The sequence below is a fragment of the Ammoniphilus sp. CFH 90114 genome, assembly GCF_004123195.1.
Taxonomy (GTDB): Bacteria; Bacillota; Bacilli; order Aneurinibacillales; family RAOX-1; genus YIM-78166.
The window spans coordinates 154,856-169,352 of record NZ_SDLI01000011.1; the positions used below are offsets into that span (position 1 = coordinate 154,856).

Here is a 14,497-nt window from a genome sequence, read left to right on the forward strand (position 1 = left end):
GTGACAGCCAACAGTCGTCTCGGAATTGGAATCTTAATGGCCAACGGCATCAACTCCTTTTACTATACTTAGTTTGTGAAATTACTTTTATTTACTTACATTGAAAATGCTAACACGTTCGAATATAGTCGCCAATACTAGACGTCGGGGTGGGTTAAGAGGACATAAGGAGTACGGTACCTATACATTCTTCCCTGCAATAAAGCAAAAACTGATAAGTAATGGATCAATATTCAAACCAGAAAGGACCCTCTCTATGAAACTGATCGCCCTTGACATGGATGGCACACTCTTAAACCATCATCAAACCGTTAGTCCAGCTAATGTAGAGGCGGTTCGCCTCGCTCAATCAAGAGGGGTTGAAGTCGTTATCGCCACTGGTCGTTCCTACCGCGAAGCCCTACCGTTAATCAAAGAAGCAGGACTCCATTGCCCCATGCTTTGTGTAAACGGAGCTGATATCCGGACAGCAGAAGGGAAACGAGTAGCTCATTTCCCTATAGCCCTGGACCTATATCAACAAGTAGCATCGATACTAAAAAATACCCAATTGTATTACGAAGTCTATACGGATGAGGGAACGTTAACGGAAGACCGGGAGAAAGCGATGGATATCGTCCTTGATTACTACAAAGGCACCTCACTTGAGAATAACGTCGATCATCTTCACTCCCTTGCTCAACAACGCTTTACGACCGGATCCGTTCATCTAGTAGAAAGCTTTTCGCATTATCTTACCCAGCACGAAGCACCTGTCTTTAAAGTCATGGGCTATTCAATCGATCCTTCAAGACTGGCCAAAGCCCGCCACCTGTTATCCGCCGTGTCAGGTCTCGCCGTGAGTGCCTCTGCACCCATCAACCTCGAAGTGAATAGTGAACTCGCACAAAAAGGCAACGCTGTCCAAACCTACGCGGAGTCTCTTGGCATCACGCTGAAAGACGTCATGGCGATAGGAGACAGCTTCAACGATCTGTCCATGCTTCGCATCGTAGGTATGCCTGTTGCTATGGGCAATGCAGCCGAAGAAGTCAAAGCCGTTTGCCAATTCACCACCAAGACGAACGAAGAAGATGGTGTGGCTTTTGCGATTAAGAGGATTCTTGGATAAAAAAGAAGGCCTGTTTCAAAGGAAACTCTTTGAAACAGGCTCTCTTCCATTTCAGGAACTTTCATCAATCCAATATTTTAAGACACCGTCCTCTGCATGTCGATCACAAACTTATATCGATCACCCGGATAAACGGATCTCACCACTTCAAGCGGAACGCCGTCAGCAAGATACGTTTGGCGTTGAATCAGGAGGACCGGTGCCCCCGATTCAAGCCCTAAGATTTCACATTCTACCCCTCGGGCCAGCGAGGCCTCTAACACTTGATGGGCGTTCCCGATCTCGAGCATCAGCACATTCTCTACGAACTGATAGATGGACCCTTCAGCCACCTCCAAAGTAAACCCTGGCAGTAAAGTCGCCGGCAAATACGAGATCTCGTAAGCCATAGGGATTCCATCTGCTAAACGAACGCGCTTAACCTCAAAGATCATCGTCCCTTCTGGTACCGAAAACTTCTCACAGATCGACTTACTGCCTTGAATCCGTTCAAAGGAAAGGAGCTTGGTTCCTGGCTCCATGCCTCTAGCTCTCATATCCTCTGAAAAACTCGTGACCCCCTTCAACCTTTGCTCCATTTTCCCCTTCGAAACAAAAGTTCCTCGTCCTTGCTGGCGAACTAAATAACCATCGTTAACCAAGTTATTTACTGCCTGCCGCACGGTCATCCGACTAATCCCATAAGCTTCACATAACTCACGCTCCGAAGGAATCAAATCACCAGGCTTTAACTCCCGTTGCTCAATCAGTGCTTTAATCCCTTCTTCAATTTGATAATAAATCGGAATCGGTAGATTCTTGTTTATCGCAAGCCGCATAGTTCCTGCTCCTTTACTCTTCGTAGAGCCACCGTATCCGCAATGATGGTTACATCCGGGTGCTGCTTTAAAATACTGGCGGGTACTTTTTCATCCACCTCTCCTAAAGCCAGTTGATAAAGGATGTCCGCCTTCTCCTCCCCTGAGGCTAACAAGAGAATTCGCTTACTCTTCATAATCGTAGCAATCCCCATCGTAATCGCGTGAGTCGGTACTTCTTCTAGACTCGTGAAAAATCTTGCATTCGCCTCTCTCGTATCCTTCGTTAGAGTGACTACATGAGTAGTAGACTGAAAAGAAGTTCCCGGCTCATTAAACCCGATATGACCATTCGTACCGATGCCGAGGAGTTGCAAGTCGATTCCACCATGACGAGCAATTAACTCCTCATACCGTTGGCACTCGGCCATGAGATCCTTGGCCTCTCCATTCGGGAGATAAGTCTGTTCAATCGGAAGGTCAATGTGTTCAAATAACTGCTGCTGCATAAAGTACCGATAACTATTCGGATGCGTCCCAGCCAAGCCGACGTATTCATCTAGGTTAAAGGTCGTGATGGCTTTATAGGAAGTTCCGTTCTCCCGGGCATCTCGAATCAACTCTTGATAGGTCCCAACAGGAGTCCCTCCTGTAGCGAGACCAAGAACCATCGAGGGTTGTTTTTTTACTTCTTGAATCATAAACTCTGCTGCTAAACGACTCATCTCATGGCTATCCTTCGCGTGAATCCATTTCATCCTTTTCCACCTCCTCCTGCAAAAAAGCCAACTGCCCCCGGCAAAAGGTCATTCTGACCTTCATCTCATGGTCTAGCACAACTACGTCTGCATCCTTGCCCGGCAGCAAGCTTCCTTTTCGATTGAACACACCAAGCTGTCGAGCCGGATTCTCCGATGCCATACGGATCACCTCTTCCAATCGGCAGCTCGTAAATTCCATCATATTCACCGCAGCATCCCTCATCTTCAATACACTGCCGGCTAACGTCCCATCTCGGAGGGTGGCCATGCCATTAGATACCTCAACATCCTGGCCTCCTAGTTGATAGTGTCCCTCTCCTAGGCACTTCGCTCTCATGGCATCCGTAATGAGGAGCAGCCCCTTCGCCCCCTTCTGACGATATACCATATCGATCATCTCGGGACGGACATGAATCCCATCTGCAATCATCTCCGCCATAATCTCGTCATGAAGTAAAACAGCCCCAACCACCCCCGGTTCCCGATGATGCAATCCCCTCATGCCATTAAATAAATGGGTAGCTTGAGTCACCCCAGCTTCGATAGCCTTTACCACTTCTTCATACGTCGCATCCGAATGACCAACAGAAGCCACCACTCCCGTTTCTCTCAAATAAGCCGTCAGCTCAAGTCCACCTTCTTGCTCGGGAGCCAGTGTAACCAGTCGAATCTGCCCATCCGTCAACGCTTGCCATTTCTTAAAAAGCTCCACATCTGGAAGCCGGATAGCATCCAGCGGCTGGGCACCTGCCCTTTTAGCCGATATGAAGGGCCCCTCTAAATGCACCCCTAACACCTCCGCTAACCCCGGATCGTTCTCTTCCTTCATATATAAAGACACATTGCGAAGCGCCAGTTCAATGATCGCTTCCTCTTGCGTCATCGTCGTTGCTAAAAAAGCCGTTGTCCCCTCCGCAGGCAAAGCGGAAGCCATCGTCACGAGAGCTTCTGTATTCGCATCCATCGTATCCGCGCCTGCAGCACCATGAATGTGTAAGTCAATCATTCCTGGGATAATCGACCAGTTCTCTGGCAAATGTACCGCCTCGGTAAGAGCCTCATCAGACAAAGAAGAACTTCCCGCCATCTCCGCAATCAGGCCATCTTCCAACTTTATATATCCCTTCTCTATCTGACCCTGTTCTCCAAAAATACGCGCACCCGTAAGGACCCAATTTCTCTTTTTCATATTCCACTCCTGTTATCTTTTGGTAATTTTATTCTATCATTCTAGTTATATAGTTGTCTAGACCACCTAAAACACAGATTTTGGTGATGTGAGGTTGTTTATCCTAACCGGTTCCGTTACAGAGGGCAGTATTACTATTTTCAAGTGAGTTCGAGCGTGACTTAAGTCTAACGATCAGGATTGCTCAAAGTTTGTCTGAAAGCCGGGCTCATTCGGACAGGGCTAGGCAAAAAAAGCTCCAGCCTGTCAAAATACTAGCCTCATTTGGACAGCGCAAGGCGAGATGAGCTCGGGTCTGTCCAAATACAGGCCTCTTTCGGACAGCGCAAGGCGATATAAGCTCCAGCCTGTCCAAATACAAGCCTCATTCAAACAGCGCAAGGCGATATAAGCTCGAGCCTGTCAGAATACAAGCCTCTTTCGGACAGCGCAAGGCGAAATATGATCGGATCTGTCCAAATACGAGCCTCATTCGGACAGCGCGAGGCGATATAAGCTCAAGCCTGTCCAAATACGAGCCTCATTCGGACAGCGCGAGGCGATATAAGCTCAAGCCTGTCCAAATACGGGCCTCATTCGGACAGCGCAAGGCGAAATAAGCTCAAGCCTGTCAGAATACAAGCCTCTTTCGGACAGCGCAAGGCAAAAAAGGCTCGGGCCTGTCCAAATACGAGCCTCTTTCAGAGAGCGCAAGGCGAAATAGGCTCAAGCCTGTCCAAATACAAGCCTCATTCGGACAGCGCGAGGCGAAATAAGCTCAAGCCTGTCAGAATACAAGCCTCTTTCGGACAGCGCAAGGCGAAAGAGGCTCGGGCCTGTCAGAATACGAGCCTCTTTCGGACAACACTAGCCCAAAAAACCTCAAGCCTGTCCAATCCAAAACCATCCCACTACAAACAAAATCAAAGAAGGGTTCCATCCTCAACATAACAGTTGAGAGAAGCCCTTCTTTTATGTTTTTTGATGTGATTACTGTGGTGATAGTCCCCCTAAGAATCCCCTTACTTGCACCTTTAAACGGAACCCTACTGCACCCATTGATAATAATCTTCGATTGCAATCCCCTGATAGAAGTAATGAACGATATCTGTCGCTGTTTTCCCACTTTGCGCCATTCCGTGCGCTCCCCACTGACTCATCCCCACTCCATGCCCATAGCCATACGTAGTCACCATCAGTTTCCCATTCTTCATATCCCAATTAAATGAAGACGATGGTAAACCTAGCTTCTCTCGGATCTCCTTACCCGTGAAGGTTTTGTCTCCTATCTGGACCTTTCCTACACGGTTCCCCGTTGTCGTCTCTAGTACCTTATACCAACTTGTCGGTGCAGAGGCCGTTGCCGCAATCTTTACCCCAAGCTTCTTCTCCACTTCAGCTAAAGAGAAAGCATTCGTCCACTGATACCTAGGAGACTGCTTATCCCAAGGCACCTCTACACTTCGCAAATAAGGAATCTTGTTCGCCCAATACTCTTCAGAATTCTCGGTGTAACCATTGCTGGTAGAAAAGAAAGTCGCATCAATCGGCTTCCCTTCAAAGGTTAACACCTTTCCCTGGGTTTCCACCACCGCTTGTCGGATTCGTTGACTCTTCCATGAATAATCCGTCCCCCAAGCAGCCCGTCGTTGTTGATCGTCCAAAAATACTTGGTGCTGCACCGTATCCGTCACATGTGCCCCTTCTGGAACATCTTTAAAGTCCTTTCCTGCAATTCTTCGCACAATATAGGTACGGGCTGCCATGGCTTGAGCCTTCAAGGCCTCTAATTCAAAATCAGCGGGCATCTCCGCCGAAAGCACGCCAACAATATACTCTTCTATTGGATACGTATCCACTTTCTTGCTTTCTGTACGATAGACTGAAATCTGAATTTGATTCTCCAGCTGACTTGGGCTGGGCATGTCTGGCTGTGCATGCTTCATTTCTGGTGCATCCGGCGCTAAGATTGTGACGATTGCAGGGATCACAAGTACAATGATGAGTATAACCGCTAGTCCTATTCCGATTCGTTTCATAGCACCCCTCCCGATTGAAAATGCGGTTGTCCGCAGATCTACTAATATGTATTCAGCCGGGAGGTCGAGTATGTTTCTTTTATGGATAATTTAAAGCTAAAGGATTACAGGTGGACTTTTCCTAGGAAATAATAAGGAGACCCCGAAGGATCTCCTTTGTTCATCAAGATTTATGATTTGATCAACTGCATAACTTCTTGCTTTAACGCGTTTAGTCTGCCTATCGCGTTTTCCACGCTGTTACCTTTGACCCCAAAGTAGAACTTAATCTTCGGCTCCGTCCCCGATGGACGAGCGGCAAACCAGGAATCATCCTCTAGGAAAAACTTCAGCACATTCGCTTTCGGTAATCCATCGATTCCTGCCTGATAGTCTTTGACTTCCTTCACAGCAATCGGCCCGATCTGGCTAGGAGGTTGTTTTCGAAGCTGATCCATCATCTCATTAATCTTTGCCACACCCTCTAGTCCCTTGAGGGTCAAAGAAACAAGGTCCTCTTTAAAATATCCGACTTTAGCAAACAACTGGAGTAAGGCTTGGTAAAGAGTTAAACCCTGCTTCTGATAATAAGCTCCCATCTCCGCCGCTAGCATGCACGCTTGAACGGCATCTTTATCTCGGCAAAAAGCACCCGCTAAATAACCATAGCTTTCTTCATAACCGAATAGAAAAGTCTTCTCTTTCGTTTCTTCAAACTGCTTGATCTTTTCACCGATATACTTAAAGCCCGTTAACGTATCAAGAGTATCTAGCCCATACTGTTTGGCCACCACGGCGCCAATCTCCGATGTGACAATCGTCTTAATAACAACTCCATTTTCCGGTAGAGTTCCTTGAGCCGAACGTTGGGATAACAAGTAGTCAAGAAGAAGCGCACCTAACTGATTACCTGTTAGCACCGTAAATTCTCCATTGTTATCTCTCACGACAACACCTGCTCGGTCGGTATCCGGGTCTGTACCCATAATCATGTCCGCTCCAACTTCTTCAGCGAGGGCGATCGCCAACTTGAAAGCCTCATGCTCCTCAGGGTTTGGAGATTTTACCGTAGAGAAATTCGGGTCAGGCAGCTCTTGCTCAGGAACCACATACACGTGCTCAAAGCCCATATCCGCAAGAATCTGGCGAACTGGAAGATTCCCCGTTCCATGCAAAGGGGTAAATACAACTTTAAAATCCTTATTATTTTCGCTCGGTTGTAAGGCCAGGGTTCTTAGTTGGGCTTGATACGCGTCATCCGTTTCTTTCCCCAACCATTCAAATAGCCCTTGCGCCTGAGCCTCTTCTAAGTCCATCGCCTCGACTTGCAGTTCATCCGCTACTTGACTAATTTCATGAGTAATGGCATCAGCCAAATCCGTAGCAATCTGTGCCCCATCAGACCAATACACCTTATACCCATTATATTCAGGCGGGTTATGACTTGCCGTAATCACAATTCCAGCTGTCGTTCCTAAATGACGAACAGCGAAGGACAACTCTGGAGTCGGCCGAAGCTCTTCAAAAACATAGGCCTTAATCCCGTTCTGGGCCAGCACTCGCCCTGCTTCCTCTGCAAACTCAGGTGACTTATGTCTGGAATCATAAGCAATCGCCACCCCTTTTCGCTTCGCTTCCTCGCCTTGCTTCGCTATGTATTGCGCTAATCCTTGAGTCGCTTTTCTTACCGTATATGTATTCATGCGGTTCGTCCCGGCTCCAATAACCCCACGTAAACCACCTGTACCAAATTCCAATGATTTATAAAAACGATCTTCTATTTCTTTTTCATTGCCTTCAATTGAAATTAATTGTTGCTTCAACTCTGCATCAATATGGCTGGCTCGCTTCCAGCGTTCGTATTCTTGAAGATAACTCATGTTCTGCCTCCAATACGTCAGGATTTCCCTTCCTATTTTACAGTAATATGGCAAAGATTAATACCAGAAAGAAAAAATCGCCCTACCATGAATTCATGGCAAGGCGATTTCAGTGTGTCTTTACGCATAGGAGGTTCTTAATTTGATTACGTTCGGTGCTAGCTTTTCGGCTTCTTTTACCTTTGCCTCTTCTTCGGACAAGCGAGTAATATTCGCTCCTAAACCTCGAAGCTTACCACAAAAGTCTACATACCCGCGATCGATGTGATGCAAAGCTCCAACTTCAGTTTGGCCTTCCGATACGAGTCCTGTAAGAACCAGGGCTGCCCCAGCGCGCAGGTCAGTTGAAGTGACTTGTGCTCCTTTTAATGAAGCATTTCCTTGCACAACGGCACTTCTTCCCTCAATCTTAATCTTGGCTCCCATACGCTTGAATTCATCCACATGCATGAAGCGGTTCTCAAACACCGTCTCCGACACCATACTGGATCCTTCTGTAGTAAGTAAAAGGGCCATGAATTGAGATTGCATATCCGTAGGGAAACCAGGATGAGGCAAGGTCTTCACATCTACAGCCTTCAATTTCCCTGTGGCTGTAACATGTACACCATTCTCGTCTTCCTTGACAATGACTCCCATCTCACGGAGCTTGGCAATCACAGGACGAAGATGATCACTGATGGCCCCTTCCACGTACACATCTCCACGAGTAATGGCGGCTGCCACCATAAACGTACCCGCTTCAATACGATCTGGGATCACTGTATGAACAGCTCCATGAAGTTGCTCTACTCCTTCGATCTTGATCGTACCTGTTCCTGCACCGCGGACTTTCGCCCCCATGGCATTCAAGTAGTTGGCAAGATCTACAATCTCAGGCTCTTGAGCAGCATTCTCGATAATCGTGGTGCCATCTGCAAGAGTTGCCGCCATCATAATGTTCTCGGTAGCTCCTACACTTGCGATGTCCAAATAAATCTTCGTTCCACGCAGGCGACCGGTAACCGATGCTTCGATATACCCTTGACCGATATCAATGTGTGCACCCATGGCCTCGAAGCCTTTAAGGTGTTGATCAATCGGTCTGGTTCCAATAGCACAACCTCCAGGTAAAGACACCCGTGCTTTTCCTTTGCGGGCCAGCAATGGTCCCATCACTAGGAAAGAGGCACGCATTTTACGGATTAGTTCATAAGGCGTTTCTGTGCGATCGACATCCGTAGCATCGACTTCTAGTATTCCTTGTTCATCATATGTGACACGTGCATTAAGGGCTCTTAAAACCTCGCCGATCGTATAGACATCATCCAGGGCGGGCACGTCATGGATGACACTTTTGCCCGATTCTGGCAGAAGGGCTGCCGCAATGATCGGTAGGACTGCGTTTTTTGCTCCGCTAACTTTGACTTTTCCTGATAAACGTGTTCCACCGTGGACTATGATTTTGTCCAAAGTACTTTTCCCCCCGCTGCTAGTATTCCAATCCTGATTTGGTGAATGGGGTGCCTTAACTGTTTCCGAAAGGGGGACCCCACCTTTTTTCCGTTCGTACAAGACATTGCCTATACGTCCGTTCCACCACTATATATCAATATTCTATAGTGATGATGGGGGTTCCAATGGTTATTCTTGTTATGCCAAGTAATTGATCCACATGTGTTCCAGCTTGTACATTCATCTGACGACCATTCGTCAGTATGTAAGACGGCAGTTGGGGCGTATAGGCCGATACACTAGTGACCGTAGGATCTTGTACTTGTTCTACAACTTCAGCACCCAGCAAATCAAGCAGTTTGTTTAACTTCAATAATTGAACGTCATTTTCCAGTGTAACATTATAATTTCCTTGGACACAAGTGTTAAAATGAGGTAGAATTTGCGAACGTTCTAGGACTTTATGTACATGTTCATGTTGTGTTTTTAAGACTTCTAGGTCAGTGGACTTAGCCGATAGTTTAAGGGTTAAGTAACTGTCCCAAGAATTAGACCTAGATTTCATCATCGTGATCCGAAGCTCGGTCAGAACAGGATGATGGAGGCTTTTGTAACGGAATTCGGATTCAAGTTGATGGTCTCGCGTTTCAGTCAGGCCTAGCTCAGTCCCAAGCTGCTTCGCGAACTCCTTGACTTCTTCCGGGTGGTTGAAAGTGCGGTACTTCGTACCTAAATGAAGATAAAGGCGCTCGGCCTTTGCCCCTGTTTGCTCCATCGCTTGCAGGATCTGCTCAAGGGCAACTTGTGCTTCTATTGCTTCTTTTTTCGGTTGCTGATCAGCAAACACTGTCCACGAAAATAACAGCATCAAACCTACCAATATGGTGTTTATTCCCCAAGTTTTTTTCATTTTTAGTATTCTCCTCTTCCCTGTTTATCTGTACTACCTATTTTTCACAGGGGAGAGGAAAGATATACCATTAAGATGCTAAATTCCTACTTAAGACATAAATAATTGCTTCAACATCATAGACCAACCCAGGTAGTCCATGAAGAATCTGGCCACACCGTGCCCGAGGGCAATCGACAGCAGGATCTGCAGCGCCTTCACTTGCGCACTCTTATAATCCTTAACAAAGAGATCCAGACGAAAGCATTGAATCGCCCACCAGCTGATACTAATAAAAATTAGAGATAAAAAAATATTAATTAATCCTGTGGATCCAAGACCCATGAAAAACACTCCTTCCGTTACTCTATATATCCCTTGGATCGAGCTAGCAAAACAGCATATCCAAGTTCTATGTCGGTCAATTGAAGGTTATGAATCCATTCCACAACCTGTTTTATAGGAAGAAACTCGACGCGAATATCTTCAAAAGGATCCAAATACTGCTCCCCAAAAGTTAACCCTTTTGCTATAAAAAGATAGGCTTTCCTTGTATGATGAGAGGCCATGGGATGATACATCCCTAATGCTGTCCACTCCTCTGCTATGATTCCTGTTTCCTCCCTGAGTTCTCGACGCGCAGCCTCTTCTGGCTCTTCGCCAGCATCAATAGCCCCACCAGGGAGATTGTACTGATGGCATTGGATGGGGTAGCGATATTGTCTAACAAGGGCAATTTTCTGTTCATCCGTAATCGCCAGCACCACAACCGTTCCAGGAATCTCATCCTCTAAAAATACATAATCCGTCTCCACGCCTTCAGGAGACATCAGGATATCCTTACGTACACGTATGTACCGCTCATGAAAAGGGATATGGCTTTTTAATCGCCGCCATTGGTCGAAACCCAAATTGACTCCCCCCATCTTTTTCATTTTTCCTCACATAAGTATACATTAAAGCCTACCCTCATGCATAAACATATCTAAAAATGTTCTATTGTGCGATTACTATTCAGTCCCTTATAGCACCTGACGTGCAAAGTTTGGGGTGAAAATAGAGAAGAATGTTTGAAGGAGGGGTCCGAATGAATGTGTTATTCCGGTTTCGTTGCTCCTGCTGTGGAAAAGAACTGTTAACGGATTCTGTTTTATTGAAGTGTTGTGATCAACTTATGGATAATGTGGAACACGTGGTAATTAGCCACCAAGAATTAAGGGAGATGATGAGTCAGCTTCAGGGAAGCGTACCAATTAATGTAGGAAGAGGCTGAAGGGAAGGATAAAAGCTGCCAAACTCCTGAGGATGGAGGGCAGCTTTTATATATTTGGTGATGTTCATTCAGATCGTAAGGTCGATGACCTGACCTTTGTAGGGGTCCTTGGCGGGAAGTGTTGTAGGCTTTTCTTTTTTCGGTTTCTGAATGATCAGCTGGATGCGAATCGTGAAGGATTGGTCTGAGTGATGGCTTAAAGGCGGCCAATGTTGGTGGTGTGGAAAAGACCAGACTGGGTGAACTGGAAAGATAGAGTACGGGGATCTCAAGAGATTTGGATTCCCCTTTCCGTTTGCATAAGTCCTTGGTGTTGTGCTTTCTCAATGCTTAATATTAAAGTTTCTTGATGAATGGGCTTGGCAAGGAAGTCGATCGCTCCTGCTTGAATCGCTTCGATGACGGATTTCCGATGCGAAACAGCCGAGCAAATAATAATCTTTGCTTTCTCGTTATACTGCTTAATCTCCTTAAGGGCTGAGATTCCATCTAGTTCTGGCATGAAAATATCCATTAATACCACATCAGGAGATAGCAACTTATACTGATTAATTGCCTCGATGCCGCTTGATGCCTCCCCCACCACCTCATATCCTCCATTCAACAACATTTGTTTCAACGTCACACGCATAAACATTGCGTCATCTACAATTAGTACTCGCATCGTCTTGCCTCCCTTCCAGATTGACTATGAAATAGTTTGGTTTATATGCTGCTTTTTCTTTAGATAGATCGCTGCACAAAGACTGATTACTAAAAAGTATGCGCCATAGATGGAGAAGGAGAACCAATGATTCGTTTCGAATTGGCTTCCGGCTAGATTAAATAAGAAGATGGAGGGTAGTTTACCTAGGAAGGTAGCCGCAGTAAAAACAATCCAAGACACATTACTCACCCCGCATAAAATATTTACCACTGGAGGAGGAATAACGGGTACCACTCGGACGAGTAAAATACTTAGAAAAGCGTTTCGTTCGAATAGAGATTCATATTCCTTTGCCTTTGGGTATTTGTCTAAAGTTGCTTGAATCCAGTCCTGAAAGCCGAAGCGGGACATGGTGAACATGATTAGGGTGCCAAGCAAGGAGCCTGCCAAACAGATCGCCGTTCCAGCTGCCACGCCGAACACAGAGCCTATGATACCTGCTACCACGATGAATGGGACGACTGGAAAAAAGACCAAGGCAGCAACAAAGAGGATGCTTACTAGGAGGGATAGGCTGCCGCCAGCCTCTATCCAATATAATAGAAGAGATTTTTGAGAATAAGAAAGAAAAATAATAAGAGCAAACAATGTGATGGTCAGAAGTTTTTTCAAGTTGGGCCTCCTTAAATTCGTTGGAGTGTGAGATACAGTAAGATAAGTAGGATCGTGTTGGAGGTGAAGAGTGAAAGAATGAGAAGTTTGATGGATCTAGGTGTGGAAGTTTTATACCTTGATATGTCCCTGTCCTCTAAGAGATCTTTTTGATAATAAGAAGTCTTCTCTTCATTTCTTGACAGCTTCCACTTCTTTCCTACCTGGAAATGTTCCTCTGGTGTTAACTTACGCAAGTACAACAACACCTTTTGCTTGAAAAGAGGGTCGGTACGGTGGATGTATAGATTTTTGTTAATGTGAAGCAATCGTTTTTTTAGAGGGTTTTCAAACTTACTTTGCATGGGTTCACCCCTTGAATTTGAGTGATTTCTCTTTAGTTACAAAATAATCATTCTATATAAAGAACAAGAATGAATAATAATTATTAACAAATATATTGATATTATCTAGCCGGACTTCTCATTAACCGAAGTAAGCATAAAGCCAAAACATTTGATCTTAGATTTCCTTTACTTAGATTTATCACTAAATATACTTACTAGACACTCCTTCGTAGATCTATTTGTATCTCCCAAACATATTATCAGACACTTCACTTACATATTTTTGACTTCATAAACTCATTAATATAACATTCTCTCTTTTTAATTTTTGGATCTAAATTTACTCTTAACTTTGTTTTTCCTCCGTGATGAAATCAAAAGCTACATTACTTGAAAGTCCTTGATACTCATTTCCTACATCTTTAGGCAAGGAGACCTTAATTGTAAGTGATTCTGAACTATGCTTTAATAGATAACGTGGAGAGAAACCGTTATATTGACTTAAAGAACCTCTATATAAAACTTTGATAGCATCTGAAATCTGTAAATCAAACTTATTATAGAGTTCTTTCGATCCTGATATATTTCTAAGCCTAATGGTATAAAAATAATTAATTTCATCCTCATTTTGTACTTTAATCGTAGAAACAACTTCATCACCTGGCTTAAGATCTTCAATATCTAAAAACCTCGTCGTTGGGCCACTAGATATACCAATATACTGACCTGACCTCATAGCCTGTGTAGAATCATAAGGAGTGAAAGCTACAACTAAACAGAAAAGACACACGGCTAAAATCAGTCCCTCATATCTCATCTAATTCCTCCTATACCTTAACTAGGTCTATCTCCAACACTACTACTAATGTCTTTTTCTTTAACATGACTTTCTCTAAAAACACGCACCAACTGGAATAACTGAGTAAATACAATTACTAAACCCGGTATAATTACAAGGAGAGCAAGCCCTTTTTTGGATTGTATAAAAGAAAGAATATACCCAACGAATGGAATCATAATGTTAGAATACTTGCCCACCACAAGTTCGGAAGGAATGGGTCTAGGATCCTTTGATTCATTTGCATCTCCTTTGGTAACATACTCAATTTCCCTTTCGTCTGTGACATCTACTATCCTATGAGTAACTAAGATCCCTTCTTTGATATTTGATTTATAGGTAATAATATCGCCGACTTTTAATTGATCATTGTTTACTATAGGTTTGACCAATATGATCGATCCTGTATGTATAGCCGGTTCCATTGAACCTGATAGAACATTCATCAATCTATACCCAAAAATATTAGGCTGACCACCGGTTACTCGAGATTGAAAGGTCACATAAGTTGTTAAAATCAAAGCAGCTATAAGAAGGATACTTATTATTCTGCTAATTATTTTTTTTAAAATCAATTCTTTCATTCCTGTCTATATTAGAATATTAAATTTAGAGAAAGGTGAGATCTCTCTCACCTTCCCTCCAATAAAAGCTTACTTATCGTCTGCAGCAGTTCTATCGTTC

General features: G+C 44.6%; 16 protein-coding genes. 2 read left to right on the forward strand and 14 right to left on the reverse strand.

The genetic code is table 11. The annotated features are described in order from the left end of the window. The first annotated feature begins 256 nt into the window (after positions 1 to 256). Positions 257 to 1,111, forward strand: a complete 855-nt coding sequence (locus EIZ39_RS21100; RefSeq protein ID WP_164985227.1) for a Cof-type HAD-IIB family hydrolase — start codon at positions 257 to 259, stop codon at positions 1,109 to 1,111. A 77-nt stretch (positions 1,112 to 1,188) separates the two neighbouring features. On the opposite strand, the gene EIZ39_RS21105 is transcribed toward EIZ39_RS21100, so the two are convergent. The 9 genes from EIZ39_RS21105 to EIZ39_RS21145 form a co-directional block, all read right to left on the reverse strand. Further along, positions 1,189 to 1,929 (reverse strand): GntR family transcriptional regulator, encoded by a 741-nt coding sequence (locus EIZ39_RS21105; RefSeq protein ID WP_129202564.1) that lies wholly within the window; start codon positions 1,927 to 1,929, stop codon positions 1,189 to 1,191. Then, entirely contained in the window at positions 1,914 to 2,666 is a 753-nt protein-coding gene (gene nagB, locus EIZ39_RS21110) for a glucosamine-6-phosphate deaminase (RefSeq protein WP_129202566.1), read from the reverse strand. Before nagB ends, EIZ39_RS21105 begins: the two co-directional genes overlap by 16 nt. After that, entirely contained in the window at positions 2,641 to 3,858 is a 1,218-nt protein-coding gene (nagA, locus tag EIZ39_RS21115; protein WP_129202568.1) for an N-acetylglucosamine-6-phosphate deacetylase, read from the reverse strand. Before nagA ends, nagB begins: the two co-directional genes overlap by 26 nt. Positions 3,859 to 4,883: 1,025 nt before the next feature. Further along, positions 4,884 to 5,876 carry a stage II sporulation protein D gene (gene spoIID, locus EIZ39_RS21120; protein ID WP_129202570.1) on the reverse strand — a complete coding sequence of 331 codons (993 nt, stop codon included), beginning with the start codon at positions 5,874 to 5,876 and terminating at the stop codon, positions 4,884 to 4,886. 170 nt (positions 5,877 to 6,046) lie between these two features. Then, positions 6,047 to 7,735, reverse strand: a complete 1,689-nt coding sequence (locus EIZ39_RS21125) for a phospho-sugar mutase (RefSeq protein WP_129202572.1) — start codon at positions 7,733 to 7,735, stop codon at positions 6,047 to 6,049. A gap of 120 nt (positions 7,736 to 7,855) precedes the next feature. After that, complete coding sequence (gene murA, locus EIZ39_RS21130) at positions 7,856 to 9,187, reverse strand: UDP-N-acetylglucosamine 1-carboxyvinyltransferase (RefSeq protein ID WP_129202574.1); 1,332 nt, start codon at positions 9,185 to 9,187, stop codon at positions 7,856 to 7,858. A 136-nt stretch (positions 9,188 to 9,323) separates the two neighbouring features. Next, positions 9,324 to 10,079 carry a YwmB family TATA-box binding protein gene (locus EIZ39_RS21135; RefSeq protein ID WP_129202576.1) on the reverse strand — a complete coding sequence of 252 codons (756 nt, stop codon included), beginning with the start codon at positions 10,077 to 10,079 and terminating at the stop codon, positions 9,324 to 9,326. Between the two features lie 90 nt (positions 10,080 to 10,169). Further along, positions 10,170 to 10,403, reverse strand: a complete 234-nt coding sequence (locus EIZ39_RS21140; protein ID WP_129202578.1) for a DUF1146 family protein — start codon at positions 10,401 to 10,403, stop codon at positions 10,170 to 10,172. A gap of 17 nt (positions 10,404 to 10,420) precedes the next feature. Continuing rightward, positions 10,421 to 10,969, reverse strand: coding sequence for an NUDIX domain-containing protein (locus EIZ39_RS21145; protein WP_164985228.1), 549 nt, complete (start codon positions 10,967 to 10,969; stop codon positions 10,421 to 10,423). Between the two features lie 176 nt (positions 10,970 to 11,145). Between EIZ39_RS21145 and EIZ39_RS21150 the strand changes: the two genes are divergently transcribed. Next, positions 11,146 to 11,331, forward strand: a complete 186-nt coding sequence (locus EIZ39_RS21150) for a hypothetical protein (RefSeq protein ID WP_129202582.1) — start codon at positions 11,146 to 11,148, stop codon at positions 11,329 to 11,331. A gap of 268 nt (positions 11,332 to 11,599) precedes the next feature. Here the strand turns inward: EIZ39_RS21150 and EIZ39_RS21155 are convergent, their stop codons facing one another. The 5 genes from EIZ39_RS21155 to sipW all read right to left on the reverse strand — a co-directional run bounded on the left by EIZ39_RS21155 (position 11,600) and on the right by sipW (position 14,397). Then, positions 11,600 to 11,995, reverse strand: coding sequence for a response regulator (locus tag EIZ39_RS21155; RefSeq protein ID WP_129202584.1), 396 nt, complete (start codon positions 11,993 to 11,995; stop codon positions 11,600 to 11,602). Between the two features lie 24 nt (positions 11,996 to 12,019). Further along, positions 12,020 to 12,649 carry a TVP38/TMEM64 family protein gene (locus tag EIZ39_RS21160; protein WP_129202586.1) on the reverse strand — a complete coding sequence of 210 codons (630 nt, stop codon included), beginning with the start codon at positions 12,647 to 12,649 and terminating at the stop codon, positions 12,020 to 12,022. A gap of 11 nt (positions 12,650 to 12,660) precedes the next feature. Then, the gene (locus tag EIZ39_RS21165) at positions 12,661 to 12,993 is read right to left on the reverse strand and encodes a hypothetical protein (RefSeq protein WP_129202588.1); all 333 of its coding nucleotides are present in this window, start codon (positions 12,991 to 12,993) and stop codon (positions 12,661 to 12,663) included. A gap of 328 nt (positions 12,994 to 13,321) precedes the next feature. Continuing rightward, a complete protein-coding gene (locus tag EIZ39_RS21170; protein ID WP_129202590.1) occupies positions 13,322 to 13,792 on the reverse strand; it encodes a hypothetical protein in 471 nt (156 codons plus the stop codon). Positions 13,793 to 13,809: 17 nt separating this feature from the next. Further along, positions 13,810 to 14,397, reverse strand: a complete 588-nt coding sequence (gene sipW, locus EIZ39_RS21175; protein ID WP_129202592.1) for a signal peptidase I SipW — start codon at positions 14,395 to 14,397, stop codon at positions 13,810 to 13,812. Positions 14,398 to 14,497: the final 100 nt, after the last annotated feature.